Annotated in this window: 13 protein-coding genes; 5 read left to right on the forward strand and 8 right to left on the reverse strand. The window is 36.2% G+C overall.

The window, feature by feature from the left end:
* Window positions 1-7 precede the first annotated feature (7 nt).
* Both DF947_RS06510 and DF947_RS06515 read right to left on the reverse strand, forming a co-directional pair.
* Entirely contained in the window at window positions 8-1,870 is a 1,863-nt protein-coding gene (locus tag DF947_RS06510; RefSeq protein ID WP_109928892.1) for an ABC-F family ATP-binding cassette domain-containing protein, read from the reverse strand.
* A gap of 214 nt (window positions 1,871-2,084) precedes the next feature.
* Window positions 2,085-2,717, reverse strand: a complete 633-nt coding sequence (locus tag DF947_RS06515; RefSeq protein WP_109928893.1) for a GIN domain-containing protein — start codon at window positions 2,715-2,717, stop codon at window positions 2,085-2,087.
* 342 nt (window positions 2,718-3,059) lie between these two features.
* Here DF947_RS06515 and DF947_RS06520 point away from each other — a divergent pair, with 342 nt between their 5' ends.
* Window positions 3,060-4,247, forward strand: a complete 1,188-nt coding sequence (locus DF947_RS06520; RefSeq protein WP_109928894.1) for a threonine aldolase family protein — start codon at window positions 3,060-3,062, stop codon at window positions 4,245-4,247.
* On the opposite strand, the gene ybeY is transcribed toward DF947_RS06520, so the two are convergent.
* The 3 genes from ybeY to DF947_RS06535 form a co-directional block, all read right to left on the reverse strand.
* Window positions 4,244-4,684, reverse strand: a complete 441-nt coding sequence (ybeY, locus tag DF947_RS06525; RefSeq protein WP_109928895.1) for an rRNA maturation RNase YbeY — start codon at window positions 4,682-4,684, stop codon at window positions 4,244-4,246. The genes DF947_RS06520 and ybeY overlap by 4 nt on opposite strands.
* A gap of 241 nt (window positions 4,685-4,925) precedes the next feature.
* Window positions 4,926-5,336 (reverse strand): hypothetical protein, encoded by a 411-nt coding sequence (locus DF947_RS06530; RefSeq protein ID WP_146202881.1) that lies wholly within the window; start codon window positions 5,334-5,336, stop codon window positions 4,926-4,928.
* 44 nt (window positions 5,337-5,380) lie between these two features.
* Complete coding sequence (locus DF947_RS06535; protein ID WP_109928897.1) at window positions 5,381-8,692, reverse strand: DUF4175 family protein; 3,312 nt, start codon at window positions 8,690-8,692, stop codon at window positions 5,381-5,383.
* 201 nt (window positions 8,693-8,893) lie between these two features.
* Here DF947_RS06535 and DF947_RS06540 point away from each other — a divergent pair, with 201 nt between their 5' ends.
* Entirely contained in the window at window positions 8,894-10,396 is a 1,503-nt protein-coding gene (locus DF947_RS06540; RefSeq protein ID WP_109928898.1) for a glycerophosphodiester phosphodiesterase family protein, read from the forward strand.
* Window positions 10,397-10,453: 57 nt separating this feature from the next.
* Window positions 10,454-12,829 (forward strand): phosphocholine-specific phospholipase C, encoded by a 2,376-nt coding sequence (locus tag DF947_RS06545; protein ID WP_109928899.1) that lies wholly within the window; start codon window positions 10,454-10,456, stop codon window positions 12,827-12,829.
* A gap of 241 nt (window positions 12,830-13,070) precedes the next feature.
* On the opposite strand, the gene DF947_RS06550 is transcribed toward DF947_RS06545, so the two are convergent.
* The 3 genes from DF947_RS06550 to DF947_RS06560 all read right to left on the reverse strand — a co-directional run bounded on the left by DF947_RS06550 (window position 13,071) and on the right by DF947_RS06560 (window position 16,446).
* Window positions 13,071-13,640, reverse strand: a complete 570-nt coding sequence (locus DF947_RS06550; protein WP_109928900.1) for a DUF2911 domain-containing protein — start codon at window positions 13,638-13,640, stop codon at window positions 13,071-13,073.
* A gap of 55 nt (window positions 13,641-13,695) precedes the next feature.
* Window positions 13,696-13,881, reverse strand: a complete 186-nt coding sequence (locus DF947_RS06555) for a hypothetical protein (protein ID WP_109928901.1) — start codon at window positions 13,879-13,881, stop codon at window positions 13,696-13,698.
* A 63-nt stretch (window positions 13,882-13,944) separates the two neighbouring features.
* Window positions 13,945-16,446 carry a glycoside hydrolase family 9 protein gene (locus DF947_RS06560; RefSeq protein ID WP_109928902.1) on the reverse strand — a complete coding sequence of 834 codons (2,502 nt, stop codon included), beginning with the start codon at window positions 16,444-16,446 and terminating at the stop codon, window positions 13,945-13,947.
* Between the two features lie 115 nt (window positions 16,447-16,561).
* Here DF947_RS06560 and DF947_RS06565 point away from each other — a divergent pair, with 115 nt between their 5' ends.
* Complete coding sequence (locus tag DF947_RS06565) at window positions 16,562-17,188, forward strand: TetR/AcrR family transcriptional regulator (RefSeq protein ID WP_109928903.1); 627 nt, start codon at window positions 16,562-16,564, stop codon at window positions 17,186-17,188.
* Complete coding sequence (locus DF947_RS06570; protein WP_109928904.1) at window positions 17,185-18,504, forward strand: TolC family protein; 1,320 nt, start codon at window positions 17,185-17,187, stop codon at window positions 18,502-18,504. Before DF947_RS06565 ends, DF947_RS06570 begins: the two co-directional genes overlap by 4 nt.
* Window positions 18,505-18,506 lie beyond the last annotated feature (2 nt).

An 18,506-nucleotide genomic window follows, 5' to 3' on the forward strand; every position in this document is an offset into this window, starting at 1 on the left:
CAATCAATTATTCGGATAATTCTAACCAACGCATAGTATACTCATCAAGTTTTGCTTTGAGAATATCAATCTCGCTAGAAATCTCTTGAATCTTAACATAGTCGGATGCGTTAATATTTAATAAGCTTCCTGTTAACTCCGCTATTTTATTTTCCGTATCAGCCATTCCTTTTTCGCTTTCATCAAGTTCTTTTTGTTCTTTAAAACTCAATTTTTTTACAGCTTTAATCGGGGCTTGTTCTACAACAGGTGTAGGAGCTTTCTTGGTTTCAGTTTTAACTTTTGGTTGATCCAAGCTTAAACGATATTCAGAATAATTACCATTATAAATTTTAACTACGCCTTCACCCTCCATGATAAACAATTGATCGCTCATTTTGTCAAGTAAATATCTATCGTGAGAAACCAGCATTAATATACCAGGGAAATTTTCTAAAAACTCTTCTAATACATTTAAAGTATCAATATCCAAATCGTTGGTCGGCTCATCCAAAATCAAAAAATTTGGATTCTGCATTAAAACCTTCATCAAGTTTAGACGTTTCTTTTCGCCCCCACTTAGCTTCTCTACCATGCCATGTTGTTTCTTTGGCGGGAAGAGGAAAAGGGTTAATAGGGCAGAAGCCGTAATTACAGACCCATCAGCCATTTTGATGTATTCCGCATCAGATTTTACTATGTCAATTACCCTTTCTTTTGGATCGAAGGTTAAACCACCTTGTTTATAATAACCAAAAACCGTAGTATCGCCCGTATCAACTTTACCTTTATCTGGATTTAATTGACTCGTAATAATATTGAGCAAGGTAGATTTACCCGTACCATTCTTACCAGCTAAGCCAATTCGATCTCCTTTTTTAAAGGTATAACTGAAATCATTTATAATCGGACGACCATCAAACGATTTTGCAATATGTTCTAGCTCAATAATCTTCCCACCTTGGCGAGACATCTTCATTTGTAAGTTAATGGTCTGATTATCAGACTTTTTCTTTGTTTTTTCTTCTAGATCGTAAAAAGCATTGATTCGGGCATTAGATTTGGTCCCACGAGCCTGTGGCATGCGTCTCATCCACTCTAATTCCTTCTTTAATAGCTGTTGGTTCTTATGTAAAACAGTAGCGTCTAAAGCTTCTCTTTCAGATTTTTTCTCTAAATAATAGGCATAATTTCCGTTGTAGTTAAAAATCTTGCCTCTATCTAGTTCAACAATCGTATTGCAAACGTTATCTAAAAAGTATCTATCGTGTGTAACCAATAGAATTGTTTTTTGTCCGGTTGTAAGTAATTTCTCTAACCATTCAATGGTATCAATATCCAAATGGTTAGTAGGCTCATCTAAAACTAAAATTTCTGGATCTTCAATTAAAAGTTTTGCCAGAGCTAAACGTTTCTTTTGTCCGCCAGAAAGCGTTGAGATTTTTTGTTGCAGGTGCGTAATGCCCATTCTGTTCAAAATGGTTTTAATCTCGTGCTCATATTCCCAGGCATTATGTTCGCTTAATTCTTCGTACAAACGATTAAGTGTTTTTTCATCAGGATTAGGGTTTTCAATAAGTTCCTCATATTCCTTAATTAACTGTTGCTGTTTGTTCTCTAAAGAAAATATATGATCACTGATCGAAAAGCCCTCAGCAAATTGAGGTTCTTGATCTAAAAAGCCAATTTTAACAGCCTTATTTTTTACAATCTTACCTTCGAGCGGAGGAAACCTTTCTGCCAATAATTTCAAAAGTGTACTCTTTCCAGCACCATTAATTCCAACCAACGCTACACGCTGACCAGAGTTAATGCCTAAGGTTAAATTTTTAAATAGCCATTCATCATGATAACCATGACCTAAGCCTTCTGCCGCAATTAGTGTGCTCAATTTCTGTGTATTTCGGATTTATAAAAGAAAATTAGTGCAAAAGTACGGATAAAATATTTGGAGTATGATATCGAAATATCAGAGCTGTTCAGTATCTGCTAAAAATGGCAGAATATTGATTTTTAAATTAGGCATATAAAAGAAAACAGCGGTAGGACTCGCTCCCCCGCTGCTTCAATCATTAACTAAAACTAAACTTTATCTTATTCGATTATTAGAAGATAGATTCTAATAAATCGGCTTTTAAATCTTCGTATCTATTTGTGTGGTAAGTAAGAACAGGTGCGCTACTTACATTGCTTTCTGCTGCTGTAAAATCATTCAAGCTAACCTTTGCAATAGAACCTAAAACTGCGCTATAATTTTGGGTTGAACCGCTGAGGGTTAAATTTGAAGTACCATTAATGTTTGTTTTTAAGTTTACAGTATTTGCTTTTATATCGGCTGAAGCATCATCATTTAAAACCACATTTAAGTTTAATAAATTAAAATTTCCAGCGGTTTTAATGCTTGAGGTATTAGAAGCTTCTATAGATGAAATATTGTTAACGTGAGCAATAACTGTTAATGGTTCTTTATCAAACGAGCTAATGCGCAACTCGCCATTTTGTTGTTGCACCAAGGCATTTTTTGCATAATAATTATCATAAACCTGAACGCTTTCAGTTCCGTCTTGAATCAGAATTAATTTTACGTTCCCGCTGATTTTGATTTTGTTGATGTTTTTAACCGAAGTTAAGTTTGTAAAGCTGTTGTTATTTTCGTTTGCATTTGCTGCCACGCTTGCAGTACCTAAAATAATTGTTGTTAAAGCTGCTGCGAATAATGTTTTAATAGAGTTTTTCATAACCGTATATTTTTATTTTTTAAAATCTTTTTGTTGTTGTTTTGAATATAAGACGCCACTATGGCCAAAACGTTGCAGCCGATTTTGCTGTATTATACCAGCAAGAGGTTCTTATCGACGAACGCCCATAACTATTAGACGAACGGGAATAAAAAAATGAACAGGATAGTAGAATATTTGGCAGGACGCATAGAAAATATCAGATTATTGCACAAAAATTAAATATGTTTATTTTGTATATAATTTATATATCTGATAATCAATATATTAATAATTAAAATAGCTAACTTGTAAAAGAAGAAGGAAAACCTCATTTTTATTAAATACTGCAATCAATAAATTATGTCAAACTTTAAACGTCGCGATTTTTTAAAACTCTCTACGCTTTCTGCATTACCGATAATTGCATCAAGTATTCCATTTTCTGCATTAGCGAAGCCAGAAAGACAGCCATCAAAAGATAGCGAAGCGGTGTATTTTATAAATGATGGGATATTTTATCGACCAACAGATTTTATTGATAAGCTCCAGGAAATCAATACAGCAAATCCAATTGAAAGAGACAGTTATGGTGAAGGAGCAACTTTAGAAAAGCTCTTAAAAAAGTTTATAGAGATAACGGGCAAGGAATCTGCAGTATACGTGCCTACTGGAACATTAGCTAATCAACTGGCTATAAGTGTTTTATGTGGAAGTAATACCAAGGCATTTGTGCAGGAAACCAGTCATGTTTATCGAGATGAAGGTGATGCAGCGCAAACATTGTTTAACAAAAGGCTAATTCCACTGGGCGAAGGCAAATCTCATTTTACTTTAGAAGAATTACAGGAATCTATTAAATATCATAAGGAAGGAGAGGCATTTGTAGGGAGCGTTGGTGCAGTATCTATCGAAACGCCAGTAAGAAGATGTAGCAATCAGGCTGTTCCACTGAGCGAAATAAAAAGAATTTCAACATGGTGCAAGGAGCAGGGCTACAAAATGCATTTGGATGGTGCAAGATTACACATGGCAACTTCTTTTACAAATTCGACGGTAAAGGAGTATGCTTCATATTTTGATACGGTTTATATGTGTTTGTACAAATATTTGGGTGCAACGGGAGGAGCGATAATTTGTGGCGATAAAAGTATAATCGATCAGATGCATCATTTAATTAAAATTCACGGCGGAGGTATTTTTACCAATTGGCCAAGTGCCGCGATGGCTTTGCATCATTTAACTGATATAGATGAAGTAATGCAAAAGATTATCATTAAAACTAAAGATCTCTTTGAGCAATTTGGCAGGCTAAAAGGTTTAAAGTTTATCCCAATAGAAAATGGTACAAATCAATTTAATGTAAGTGTAGAAAAGGGTATAGATGCTGCGAAATTAAATGCAAGGTTACGGGCGGAGCACAACATTATTTTTGGGCAACCCAGGGAAGATGGTTTTGTGAAGATTAAGGTAAACCCAACACTTTTAAGAAGAGACAATAAATTAATTTACGAATCTTTTAAGGAAGCAATTGCCTTTGCGAAAGTTTAGATAAGAATCCCAGCTTCGGCTCTAAGGTCTAAATATTCATCTTCCTTTTGTGTCATTAAGGTTTTCGCTTCTTTGCCTTTGTCTTTATAACCCAAAAGGTGAAGTGTTCCATGGATCATTATGCGGCAAACCTCGTCAAAATCTGTGGTTTTATAGGTTTTTGCATTCTCTTTAACCCGATCTATGCTGATGAAGATGTCGCTTACAATGCGCTTTGCTATATCAGAATTATCGAAAGTAATAATGTCGGTATAAGTATCATGATTGAGGTATTGCTGATTAATCGTGAGCAAATAATCGTCACTACAGAAAATAAAATTAAGCTCGCCCAGTTTATAGCCTTCTTTTTCTATTGTAGCTTTTATCCATTTCTTAATTTTTAACTTTTGTGGTAAATTATAAGAGATAGACTCTGTAAAAAAGGAAATCGCAGGCATATTGGAATATTTATAAGCGCAAATTTAGGAAATAATTTTTGGTCAAATGTGGTATGCGCCTTGTCATTCTGAACGCAGTGAAGAATCCGCAACCCATTAGCTCTGCAGAACTTAACCTACTAATTCCAGTAAGTGAGGCATTTAAGGTAGTTTTTCATAGCTTGGAGATTCTTCACTGCGTTCAGAATGACAGGATGCGTAATAATGTCGTTTCGGTTCTTGGGGACACAAACCGATAAGTTTAGTCTCTTTTTGGCACAACTCTAATTAAAAGATAATTGCCTTTAAAACCCTTTCCACTCATAAAAATTGTATCTTGGCTTATTCTTGTTACTTTGAAAATAAAGACAGCACAAATCTGTAAGGTACTATCTTTTTTGCTAAAGTGCCAACTACCCAAACTAGAACTTTCTAAATTTAATACAGCTTGAATACCTTTTTTACTTTCATTATCTGAAATAAAGGCCATTGAACTCCCATCTTTATAAAATTCGAATTGATTAATAACCCCTGATAAATTTCCATTTTGAAAAACCTCTTTCTGATTCCATAAAGCATTTTTACTTTGATCAGTTAAAACTAATTGCAATTCTCGTTCTCTGATGCAAGAAATAAAAATTAGGCTAAGTGTAATAATTCCAAATATTTTCATCTTTCTAAATAAGATGATTGGCTCCGTCATTTTCCATACAAAACCTATTGTGTCAAACTCAACGATTTTAAATACTCGGAAATTTTGTTTTTGTAATAGTAGTTTAAACTCGGTGGTAACTTCTGCAACATATCGCTTCCGTTTAGCTGTTGTTTTTTATATTGATCGAGCATTTTTTGATAGGAAGGAGGAAACTCTTTTGTGGCTTTACTTTCTCTTTTAGAATCTTCTTCCTGATCTCGTTCAGCTTTTTCTGCATCTAAAAGCTTGGTCAACAATTCTTTCTGGCGTTGCAGGGTTTCTTGTTGCAATCGCTTGTTTACCAAATCACTTTCCGTCTGCTTCATATCTTTAATGGCCTGATTTAAATTGCCCATTTTACCCGTACCATCCTTATTATCTTCTCTATTAATTTTTTCCAAAGCCTGACGGATCATCTGCTGTTGCTGAGCCATTTTTCCAAACTCCTTACTCATTTCGCCTTTGCCAACCGTACCCTGATTACCAGATTTTTGCATTTGCTCCCTAGCTTTCTGCATACTTTTGTTCAGTTGCTCCTGCATTTGCGAAAGCTGTTTCATACCCTGTTTTTGTTTGCCTTTTCCGCCTTTTGAGTTTTTAGACATGTTTTGCAACTGATTTAACGCCTCGCTTAACATCAATGTTAAATTATTTATTGAAGTCATGGTAAATTGCTGATAGCGATTCGCTTCTGGTGTTCGCCTATCTCCAAGACTTTCTAAACTTTTATCCAAATTGAAGTTAATTTTATTCATCTCTTCATTCACGGTAGATTCAATTTGCGGAACTCTCTTGCTCAGCGAAAACAAACTATCTGCAATGGTTTTGAGGTTATCTTTAATGCTTCGTTGCTTTTGAACATTACTGATGTAAGATGGATCGGCATTCGTCATTTTTTTAAGGGCGAGCATAACCTTTTCCTGTTCGAAAGAAGTATTAAGCAGATTTTCTAATAAACGGCGCAGTTCTTTGGCGTTTAGGTTGTTTTCCATTTCCTCGCCCTGTTGTTGCATGTCGCTCATTTTTTTGGAAAGTTTTTCCATTTCCTCTCCAGCTTTTTGTTGTTTTTGGCTTGCGCCTTTCTGATCTTTTTTATCTAAAGCATCTTTACTGTCTTGCTGGTCCTTCTGTATTTCCTGCATTTCCTTTTCAGGATTATCGAAAGGATTTGGCTTTTCTAATGATTGATTTTTTTCCTCCAATTTTTTCAAATCGTTTTTCAAATCATTCATTTCTTTGTTTAAAGCTTCCTGCTTGTCTTTTAAAGATTGATTGTCTTCTTTTTTGTTCTTTGTTTGATCTGCAAGCTCCTTCTGTTGTTTGGCCAAATCATCCAAACGGTTAATGTCGTTTTGCAGATTTTGTTCAAATTCCAATTGCTTATATAACTCTAAAATTCTGTCGAGCTCGTTTTTAAGTGTTTTATTGTCCAACTGCATTTTCGAAAGTTCGTTTTGCGTTTGGTCCTTATTTTTCTCATTCATTAGGTTTTGCAATTTCTGCAAAAGCTCTTTTGTCTTTTCGTCAAGCACGTTATCAAAAAGATCTTTAATCTGCTTCTGTTTTTCTAAAAGCTCTTGATTTTGACCTTGATCTTCCTGGTTTTGAATGTTTTTGTCGTTCTGCTCCTTAATTTCTTTCACAGCTTCATCAAGTTGCTTTTGTTTATCCAACAGCGCTTCAATTTGTTTTTTATCTTCAAAAGAAATCTGTTTTTTATCGATCAGACTTTCGGCAACTTTTTTGCTTTCCTTTTCGATGGTATTTGCCAAACGAATAGCAGATTGCATTTTTTGTTTTAATGCCTGATTACTTGCATTAACCTGGTCTGCGGTTTCTTTTTTGGTTGGCTGTTTAAAGGTTTTTATTTCGGAGCGTGTTAGTTTTGCTCCGTTAACACCATCATTATCTGCTACTTCGAAATAATATTCGATTTCCTGACCAGGCTTTAGTGCAATGGCTTTTAAATCCCAAAAGAAGAAAAAGTTATTGTCTGTCGCATTGGTTTTAATGGCTATGTTTTTGGTTCCGGTACCAACTGTCTTATTGTTTTCTTTAATGTTATATTTAAAGTTTAGGCGAGAAAATCCATAATCATCAGTTACCTCACCAGTAAAATAAAGTACTTTATTGCTTAATGAATCTGTTTTTTCTTCTACCGAAATACCTGGAGTTTGATCTTTAATCACTGTAATTTGATGCGATAGAGAATCCTGCAGGGTAGCATACTGGTTTTTTGGTGTAATGCTGTATTTTGAATTGGAATTGATAACTGCATTAAAACCAGATTCGTTTTCGGCTACTTTTAATACATACTGTTGATTGTTTAGCACAAAAAGAAGTGCATTACTCTGTCCGGTTTTAAAATTCCAGTTCACTTTTGTGCCTTCAGGCAGTAACAGATCGCCAACGTTAGAAATCTCTTCGGGTTTTTTACCTAAATAAGCGGGAAAATTTAATGTTGCTGTAGCGCTTAGCAATTCTGGACGAGGTTTAACGCTAACCGTAAATATAGGAGAGCTGAAACCGCCACCTTTGAAAACCAGTTTTTTATCGCCTTGAATATTTTTGATGCTATAATTAAACTTACTTATGTTCTCTTTTTCGAGTTTATACGTATTTTTTCCATCTTCCACATAAACATCTGCAGGAAGTTGATCGCCGGTTAGTTTTAAGTTAAGCGTCAAATCATCGCCTTGCGTAACCGTTAAATTTTTGTTTAAAACATTAAAACTAAAAGGTGCTTGCGGAGCGATATACTCGTCGTATTTGAAAAAACTATTTGTTCCTTCTTTTAAAATCGCCGGAGCAATTATACCGATTAGTAAAATAATTGAAAGCGGGATAAAGAGGTATTTTAAATATTTTCGATTATCATTAATCCGTACAGCCGTATAAAACGGGACTGGCTTAAGCTCCAATATTTTTTGATCAATACTCGCCAAAATTAAATGATTATTTTCTGGCAGATTCTCCGAAAGGCGATGAAGCTGAAGTGTGTTGAGCAATTTGTCTTTAATATCGGCAAAGTGGTTTCCGATGATAACCGATGCTTCATCAAAAGATAAATGCTTACCAAGCTTGAGCATGGCCAACAAAGGCTTGATAATTAAAAAACCAATGAGCAGCAGGGCCAGCAATAAATAGCTAAAGAATATAAAAGTTTTAAAGCTAGCCCCAGGATTTAAATAGTAAAGTACCAGAAAAACAAGAAGATACAAACCTAGCAAAATAGTGGCAACATAAATGCTCCCCCTCAAAATTTTATTTAAATAAAACTTTCGGATGAATTCATCTATTTTTTTTAGTAAATCATTATAGTTATTACCTGCCATACGCTTTAGCGTAAATATATAAAATCAATTGAAAAATCTTTGTAATAAGGTAACGCCTTTATAACGTCATCATTATCGTTTCTAGCGAAATCAATTTTAAATTTTTTATCTTGTTTTAAATTAATACAAAGGTTACATAGATTTAAAGGTAATATTCTTATAAAAATCTACTTTTGATTTTTTGCATAATCAAACCCAAATATGAAACGAGTACTTATATCTAGCCTAATGGTTTTTGTTTTTTCTACCACCTTTGCCCAAAAATTTAACTGGAATAAAAATCAGGTTATTGCCCATCGTGGTGCGTGGAAGAAAAATAATTTTCCTCAAAACTCTATTGCTTCATTAAACGAAGCTGTAAAATTGGGCTGTTATGGATCTGAGTTTGATGTTTGGATGACCGCTGATAATGTTTTGGTAATCAATCATGATCCAGAATTTCAGGGATTAACCATCGAAAAAGTTAAGTACGAAGAGCTCTTAACCAAAACTATGAGTAATGGCGAGAAAATCCCAACCCTTGAGGCTTATCTATCTGCAGGTAAAAAGCAGAAAACCACAAAGCTTATTTTAGAAATTAAGCCATCGTTAATAAGCAAGGAAAGAGGAATCGAGGTAACAAATAAATGCATCGAAATGGTGCAGAAACTTAAAGTTGTAGATTGGGTAGAATACATCAGCTTCGATTACGATTATTGCAAGCGTGTTTTAGCCCTGTTGCCAAAAGCTAAGGTTGCCTACTTGAAAGGCGAGATCAGTGCCGAGCAAATGAAAGCCGATAAATTAACAGGGGTGGATTACCACTATAGCATTTATCAAAAAGATGGCTGGATTGAAAACGCACATAAATTAGGACTAACCGTAAACGCTTGGACGGTAAATACAGTACCAGAAATTCAATGGCTTTTGGCACATAATGTAGATTATATTACCACAAACGAACCCGAATTGACTTTTGAAGAACTGAAAAAAACACCCGTTGCAAATGGATGGAAACTGAAATGGGCCGATGAATTTAACGATGCCGGTTTACCTCTTAGCAAAAACTGGTCTTATGATGTTGGTGGAAACGGCTGGGGAAATAATGAGCTTCAATATTACACAAATGCAGATTCTGCCAACGCAAATGTTAAAAAAGGAAATTTAAATATAACCGCATTAAAGGCCGATAAGGATAAAAATCATTATACCTCAGCTCGCTTGGTAAGCAAAAACAAATTCGACTTTAAATACGGAAGGGTAGAAGTGAGCGCAATTTTACCAAAAGGCAGAGGATTATGGCCAGCAATTTGGGCACTTCCAACAGATTGGAAATATGGCGATTGGCCAAAAAGTGGAGAAATAGACATTATGGAACACGTGGGCTACGAACCGGACAGCGTTTACGGAACCGTACATACAGAAAAATTTAATCATGTAATCCATACGCAGGTAGGTAAGGGTGTAAGAATTAATCCTTACACGGCCTACCATGTTTATGCTATAGAGTGGTTTGAAGATCACATGGATTTCTTTGTTGATGATCAAAAATATTTAACCTTTAAAAACACTAAAAAGGGAAGCCCTGAATGGCCGTTTGATCAAAATTTCCATCTGATTTTAAATATAGCCGTTGGCGGTGGCTGGGGCGGAAAAAAAGGCGTAGACGATTCTATTTTTCCGGCTACGATGAAAGTAGATTATGTAAGGGTATACCAGAAATAATAGAATATGCAAAGATGGATCGTATAACATCTGTTCGATCATCTTAAATATATACAAATGGATTCACGTAGAGAATTTCTAAAAAAGGCTGCTCTATTTGCTGGAGCTACCGGTATGGCCAACGCTTTGCCGAGTTCGGTACTTAAAGCAATGTCTATTAATCCCGAACTGGGAAGTACTTTTTACGATGCCGAACATATTGTGTTTTTAATGCAGGAAAACAGATCTTTCGATCACATGTTTGGTAAAATGAAGGGTGTGAGAGGGTTTAATGATCCACATCCACATATCCAGCCGGATGGAAATAAAGTTTGGTTGCAAAAGGATAATCAAGGTTACACCTATGCGCCCTTCCATGTAGATATTAACAAAACAAAAATTACCTGGCAAGGCGGTTTACCGCATTCGTGGAACGATCAGTTGGCAGCCAGAAACGGAGGCAAATACGATAAGTGGATTCCTGCAAAATCTCCGATGACATTGGCGCATTATAACCGCAACGATATTCCTTTTTATTATGCCTTGGCAGATGCTTTTACCATTTGCGATCAGCATTTTTGCTCTTCGTTAACTGGAACTACGCCCAACCGTTTATTCTTTTTTACCGGAACAGTTAGGGGAGAGCGAAGTGAGAATAAAGTAGCTGTTGTAAATAACGATCAGGCAGAATCGCAGAATAATGTTTTTGTAGACTGGCCAACCTTTCAGGAAACACTTGAGGATAACGGCATAGATTGGCGTATTTATCAGAACGAACTGTGGACATCGAAACTACCCGAAGGCGAAATAGATGACTGGTTGGGTAATTATGGCGACAATCCTGTAGAATATATCTCAAGGCATAATGTAAAGCTTTCGGCCTATTTTAGAAAAAACGGTGATAATACCGTTAAGCCGGCTTTGAGCGCAAAAGAAGTTCAGGCGAAGTATGATAAACTTTCTCCAAAAGAGAAGAATTTAATTGATAAAGCTTTTCAAACCAACATCAGTCAAAAAGATTATCTGGAACTTGCTCCATTTACTTTTACCAACGATGAAGGAAAATCTGAAACGATAAATATCCCTAAGGGAGATATATTTTATCAGTTTAGAAAAGATGTAGATGAAGGAAAACTCCCTACGGTTTCTTGGCTGGTTGCCCCACAAAGATTTTCTGATCACACCAGCTCCCCGCTTTATGGAACCTGGTATGTATCAGAAGCCTTAGATATTTTAACTAAAAATCCAGAAGTTTGGAAAAAGACCATCTTCATTTTAACCTATGATGAAAACGATGGTTATTTCGACCATCAGCCACCATTTGTAGTGCCTAATCCCGAAGACCCATCAACAGGAAAAGTTTCTCCTGGGATAAATTATGCTACAGATTTTGAAGCCAAGAAAGCCAGCCCAATTGGAATGGGTTATCGAGTTCCCCTAGTTGTTGCTTCGCCTTGGAGTAAGGGCGGCTTTGTAAACGGGCAGGTTTTCGATCACACTTCTTCGCTTATGTTTATGGAGAAGTGGCTCAATAGAAAAACAGGCAAACAGATTAAAAGCAATAACATTAGCGATTGGAGAAGAGCCGTTTCTGGAGATTTGACTTCAGTATTTAGACCCTATAACGGAGAAGAAATTAAATCGCCACAATCGCTCAAAAAGGAAGCCGTGGTTACCAGTATAGAAAACGCCAAAAATAAGCCAGCGCAGGTTGGCCCAACAGCATTAAACCAAACGGAAGTTTCAAAAATAAACAAGCACCAGTCTTTTTCTTCAGAAACATCAATACATATCCCGAAACAGGAAAGTGGTTCCAAACCGGCATGTGCATTGCCTTATCATTTGGTGGTAGATTCTGTATTGAAAAACAACGAACTTGAATTAACTTTTCAATCTGTTAAAACATTGTTTGGGAACCAAACAGAAACCGTTGGTGCTCCTTTTAACATGAGCACACCTTCAAAATATAAAGGCGTAAATGGTAAAATTTGGGCTTATGCAGTAAAAGCCGGTGCCATCTTGAATGATAAAATTAGTCTGGATGATTTTGACAACGGCATTTACGATTTGGCGATTACAGGACCAAATGGATTCCACCGTCATTTTAAGGGAAACAGATCAAATCCTAATCTTTCGGTAAAGGTTTATCCAGAGCAAAAAGGATTGGTAGCCAAAAAGCTAAGCGGAAATTTAGTTTTTGAAATCGAAAATAAATCATCTGGTACGCTTGCTCTGCAAATAATAGATAATGCCTATAAATCTGGAATTCAACGAATAACTTTAAAACCAAAAGCAAGTACAATTATATCGCTAAATACAACCAAGAACGGAAATTGGTACGATTTCAGTATTAGCCAGGCTGGAAATACAGTTTTTAGTCACCGCTTTGCAGGGAAAATAGAAACAGGAGAAATTACGATTACAGATCCATTTATGGGTGGCTTGATAAGTTAGAAAACCTTAATAAGATTTGTCAAATACGAAAATAGAATAAACACCCCGCCTTTCAGGCACTCCTCTGAAAGAGGTGAATGACAAAATGCCTATAAAATCCGACAAATTCCCCTCTCTTAGAGGGGTGGTCGCAGACCGGGGTTTTATTGAACGCGTTATTCTTTCTTACAAAAATAGGATTCTTGGAAACAAAAAAGCCTTCAGATTTTCTGAAGGCTTGTATAATGAATGTTTTGAAATCTTAAAAACCAATCGGCAACTCAACCTGAGTTTTATCCCAGCCAATAATTAAATTAGCACCTTTTTCTTTCGGCGTAAATGTTAGTGAGAAATATTCGATTGGCTTTACTAAAGTTTTAACCGGAACTTCTACCCGAACGAGATCTTTTGATTGATCGTATGTAAAAGCACCCCATCTATCCGTTTGGCTATTTACAATAATAGTCCACTTATCTTTATCTGGAATGGCAAATAAACTGTAAGTACCAGCCTTAATTTTTTTGCCACCAATGGTTACTTTTTGGAAGAATTTAACCTCGGTACTTTCGTTAGCGCCAAAACGCCAAACTTTGCCATACTGCTCTAAAACGCCAAAAATTTCACGCCCCTTTTTCTGCGGACGAGAATAAATAATTTTGATGATTGGTTTTGTTGCATCGTCTGCTTTTACCTTTGGGGCATTTAGCGGATAGTAAACCATATCTGCCGGACTAGGGTCTGCAACGGGAAATTTAATGTCTGCTGCGGAATTTTCCTGTGCTTTTACACCAAGGCACAAAAGAGCGAAAACAAGAATAAATATATTCTTCATCAAAAGTAGATTAGTAACAGTATAAGAGCCGGTTATCTCTTAATAAAGTTAGTTATTAGTATTTTCTGCCTTTTACTAAAGCGTTTAAGAATAAACCTGCAGTTAATAAACCGAAGATTGCACCCAGAATTGCATAAATATAGCTTTGCGTAATAACCACTGCAGTTATAATTCCAAATACTAAACCTAATGCATAATAAAGCCAGTTAAAGTTATTGTTGCTATTTTGTTGTACGCTCATGTTTTCAAATATTTGAGGCAAAGTTAATATTTATTTTAAATTTTAATTTGTGATATCTACTCATTATTCTAATAAATTGTTAATTCTCACCAAATCGTAGCCATTATTTTTAAGGTAGGCGATCAATTTTTGTAATTGAAGATAAAATTTATCCTTTCTTCTTGGATCAGTACCGATATGAAGCAATAAGACAAATCCATTTAAACCACTCACTTTTGATTCATTAAATTGAATAATTGATTGATAAATCTCATCGCTGGTTCGATAACTTTTCCCCAGTTCGGGATAAGTATAATCTGCGTTCGATCGCGTACCAGATGTGAAGTTGATTAAATTTAAACCCTGCTTATTTGTCCAGTCTGAGATGCTTTGATTATACCACTCGTAAGGTGGAAGAAAAAACTTGGCATCTGTTTTACTTATCCCAAAGGAAGCCATAGCCTCATAATTTGATTTTAAATCATCATCGAATTGAGGTTTGGTTACCAATAAACTATCTCGCTTCGTCCAATCGCAATATAAAAGATGTTTATTTGAATGTGGACCGAGATAATGACCATCTTTCTTTAATTTAGAGATTGTCGTTTTAAAATTGGCATTTCGATAAAAATTTCCTGTTAAAAAAAACGAGGCTTTAATGTTTTCATCACGCAGTGTTTTGGCTATAATTTCACCACCATCGCCAAATTCATCGCCCGTAAAAACCAAAGCAATTTTTTTCGTGGTAGAATCGCCACGGGTAATGGCCCCCAAAGTATAGGTTTTATTTTCTCTAGCCTTTGCTTCAGCTTCTTTGCTTGCTAATAAATAAACCAGTGATGCGGTCCCGTCCATTGTAGGCTCGTTGGTGCTGTAATCGCCATAATCATCATGATAAACGGCCAGATCACTTTGAAAATCTGCATATTCATCACTGTCGGCCAGTTTAATTCCGATTAAGTTTTTATAAATGTTGGTATAAACCGGGCCATCTACCAAACCTCCATCAATGGGATAATTTTTTAAATGCGTAAAAGCCGAATGTGGGTCAGTAGGCGAATCGCCATAGCCTGGTAATCCATAAACCATGCTCGTTCCCCAGGGATTACAACCAAAAATCCAATCGAAATTGGCCTGCTCCAGTTCAGAAAAAGATTTATCGGCACTTAATTTTGAATACCAGTTACACTGAATGGCAAAAGCAACAGTTAAATTATTGCTGCACCAAATAAAAGGGATGCCCCGATAAAATGCATTGTTTTTTGCCCGACCCCAAACCTGCTCTATCCCTTCTTTGTAATAAGTTTCGGTTAAGCTTTCTTTCCCGATTTGTTTGGCCAGTTCGTAATGACCTAGGTTGATAAACGGATAATATTGATAATGTGCTGCGGTATCGCTTAACAACCAGGGCGTAGTTTTTTCCTGATTGGCGTAAATTATTGCTTTATCTAACCGATTCTGATCCGGTTTCTTTTTGCCGAAATTAAAAGCCGTTTCCGCAAGTTCCATATCGTCTACCCAATTATCCTCGGCGTAGATGTAAGGCGATTTTACGGATGCCGTTTGTGTAACCCCGGGTTTGTTTAAGGCGAATTGATAGGCTGTTTTCGCTTTTATATTTAAGATTTTGGAATAATCTGGATCCCGTTTTTTAAAGAGAGCAGCACCCAGGTTAAAAGCGCTGCTAAATTTCGCTGCAGTAGAACTCGTGCCCGTGGTATTATTCAAAAACTTGCCTCTTTGTTGTGGCTCGCCAGTTATAAAATAAAGCGGGCGCTCAAAACCCTTTCCATATTGGCTGTCTTCTTTTGGAATCCGCATGGAAATATGATCGCGATCATCGGCCAATTGATTAAACATAATGGTTTTTTTGGGATGCATTTTTAACAGCCAGTCTAAACCCCATTTTGCTTCATCTAAAACATCTGCCCTTCCGTTTTTGCCATCCAAACCATTAGCCTGCTTTTCATCTCCGAAAACTTCTGGAAAATCTCTGTAAGCCATTAATAGATGATAGGTTGCATTGGCCGATGTTGTAGAATATTGCAAGTAATCGCTCGCATCATGCCAGCCACCAGAGGCATCAAAATGTGTACTATCTTTTATGCCAGCCTTGTTTCCATACAACACAAAGCCGTCATGTGTGTGGCAACTATCTTTTAGGTAAGGATTAAAGCCACTTCTTTGCTGGCGCATATAACGCAAGCAGAAATCAGCGGCGCCATCGTATACATGATTGTTGATAAGAACAAGAGGAGATAATGTTCCATTCACTCGAATAAAAAAACTGCCCTGGCGATTGAAATCAGAAAAATTTAAACGAGCAGTATGTTGAAATGGACCGTAAGCGCCAAAGTTTTTAATATTGGATGAGGTGTAAACCACTTTTCCGCCATCTTTTTCTATAATTTCGAAAAGCGACGGAATGTCATTGCCCTTGCTTACCCACACTGCCACTTTAATGCCTGACGGAGAATATCCCAATGGGTTAATTCTTATCCAGCTCTGCTGAGCTGTTTGGTTTGTTGATTTAAAAGAACTGAGGAAAAGAAAAAAAAGCAAAATAAGTAAGCATCTAATTTTCATATCTGGGCAGATTTATACAACTAAAATTAGGCTTTTATCAAGGAAATGTAAAAGAAGTATAAAAACATTTGGATTTTAATCAAACGATTGATTAATTTTGCGTCATCAAAAAGAAATGAAAACAGAAAAGATAGATAAAAGACAGGCCATACTCGAAGCAGCTGAAAAGCTGTTTTGCGAGACGGGGTACGAAGGTACTTCAACTCGGCAGATTGCGAGAGAATCTGGAGCAAATATGGCAATGATAAATTACTATTTCGGATCTAAAGAAGGTGTTTTTATTGAGATTATGAACGAGCGGATTGCTGGTTTTGCCTCTCAGTTAAAAATCATTAACGAGGATAAAATTTCACCAATTGAAAAATTACATCGGGTAATAGAGGGTTATGTGAACAGAATCCTTGCAAACGTGGCCTTCCATAAAATGATGCACAGGGAGCTTTCTTTAAGTCAGAGGCCCGAAATGTACGATAAGATTAAGGATGCCATGAGCCACAACATGTTGCTTATCGATCGAATTATTACCGATGGAATTGAAGATGGTAGTTTTAACAAGGTTGATGTTAGGATGGTTATCGCAACCATTATGGGCACCGTAACCAATATCGTAATTGCACCAAATAAGGTTATGCCCTGTTCAAACTTCGATTTAAACAATCCGAAAGACAAAAAAATTATTAAGGAAAGAGCAATCAATCACTTAAAAGATCTAACAACCGTTTATTTAACAACAAAAAAATGATACCCAAATCAATTAGATTAATGCTTGCGGCATCATTAATTCCGGCGGCTTTATTTGCACAGAGCACAAAGGAATTAAACATTAACCAAGCAATTGAACTTGGCATAGCCAATAGTAAAAACTTAAAATTATCCCAAAACAAAATAGATCAGGCGGTTGCCCAGCTAGAAATTGTAAAAGACAATGTATTGCCAACAGCAAATGCCAGTTTTTTATATAACCATGCCGAAATTCCGACCAGCACTTTTACTTTACCGGGTGGGGGCTCCTCTCTTCAATTACCAAAAAGAGCCGATGCTTTTGTAGGAACTGCAGCTGTACAAGAACTTGTTTATGGGGGTGGTAAATTAAAATATGCAAAAGAATCAACCAAATTATTGGCAGATGTTGCCCGTTTAGATGCTGATAAAAGTAAGGAAGAAATTACTTATGCGGTAATTAACACTTATTATGCTCTTTATAAGGTTGCACAAAGCAGAAAAGTAGTCGATCAGAATTTAGAATCGATTGCCGCTCAAATTAAACAGGCTCAGCGTTTCTTCGAACAGGGCATTGTTACCAAAAATGATGTTTTGCGTTTCCAGTTGCAACAGGCAAATGTTACCCTAACACAAATGGATATTGAGAACAATCGTAAAATCATCAATTACAACTTAGATATTTTGTTGGGCTTGCCAGAAGATACTGAAGTTAAAATTACTGATCCAAATGGAGGGTTGAAAGCCCCTGGCGCACTTAATGATTATATCGGACAGGCAATGGCAAATCGCCAGGAATTGAAACAGCTTGATGTGCAGAATAAAGTTGCCGATTATAATATCAAAACAATAAAAGCAAACACGTTGCCTACTGTAGGCGTTGGCGCAAACTTATATTATATTAACCCTAGCGGTAATTTTATTCCTCCAACAAACCAATATTTAATGCCGGTTACATTGGGCGCTACAGTTTCATGGAATATCGCAAGCCTTTGGTCTAATAGAAATAAAGTAAGCGAAGCAAAAATTCAGCAGAGCGAAATTACCATCCAGAAAGATATTTTTTCTGATCAGGTAAAAACAGACATCAATAAAAATTATCAAAACTATCAGGTTGCCGTAAACAAGATTCAGGTTTTAGAAACCTCAATTGCACAAGCAACTGAAAACGATAAATTATTGGCATCGAAATATAAAAACAACGTGGCTTCGGTTACTGATCGTATCGACGCCGAAACATTATTATACCAAGCAAAAATAAACTTAGAAATAGCTAAGGCAGATGCAGGTTTGGCTTACTATACATTACTAAAATCAACAGGAAAAATAACGCAATAAAT

The organism is Pedobacter paludis (assembly GCF_003173575.1).
Lineage (GTDB): Bacteria > Bacteroidota > Bacteroidia > Sphingobacteriales > Sphingobacteriaceae > Pedobacter > Pedobacter paludis.

Coding starts and splice junctions, on each gene's coding strand:
- DF947_RS06515 (WP_109928893.1), bottom strand. CDS start 2,717: ATGAAAAACTCTATTAAAACATTATTCGCAGCAGCTTTAACAACAATT.
- DF947_RS06520 (WP_109928894.1), top strand. CDS start 3,060: ATGTCAAACTTTAAACGTCGCGATTTTTTAAAACTCTCTACGCTTTCT.
- ybeY (WP_109928895.1), bottom strand. CDS start 4,684: ATGCCTGCGATTTCCTTTTTTACAGAGTCTATCTCTTATAATTTACCA.
- DF947_RS06530 (WP_146202881.1), bottom strand. CDS start 5,336: ATGAAAATATTTGGAATTATTACACTTAGCCTAATTTTTATTTCTTGC.
- DF947_RS06535 (WP_109928897.1), bottom strand. CDS start 8,692: ATGGCAGGTAATAACTATAATGATTTACTAAAAAAAATAGATGAATTC.
- DF947_RS06540 (WP_109928898.1), top strand. CDS start 8,894: ATGAAACGAGTACTTATATCTAGCCTAATGGTTTTTGTTTTTTCTACC.
- DF947_RS06545 (WP_109928899.1), top strand. CDS start 10,454: ATGGATTCACGTAGAGAATTTCTAAAAAAGGCTGCTCTATTTGCTGGA.
- DF947_RS06550 (WP_109928900.1), bottom strand. CDS start 13,640: ATGAAGAATATATTTATTCTTGTTTTCGCTCTTTTGTGCCTTGGTGTA.
- DF947_RS06555 (WP_109928901.1), bottom strand. CDS start 13,881: ATGAGCGTACAACAAAATAGCAACAATAACTTTAACTGGCTTTATTAT.
- DF947_RS06560 (WP_109928902.1), bottom strand. CDS start 16,446: ATGAAAATTAGATGCTTACTTATTTTGCTTTTTTTTCTTTTCCTCAGT.
- DF947_RS06565 (WP_109928903.1), top strand. CDS start 16,562: ATGAAAACAGAAAAGATAGATAAAAGACAGGCCATACTCGAAGCAGCT.
- DF947_RS06570 (WP_109928904.1), top strand. CDS start 17,185: ATGATACCCAAATCAATTAGATTAATGCTTGCGGCATCATTAATTCCG.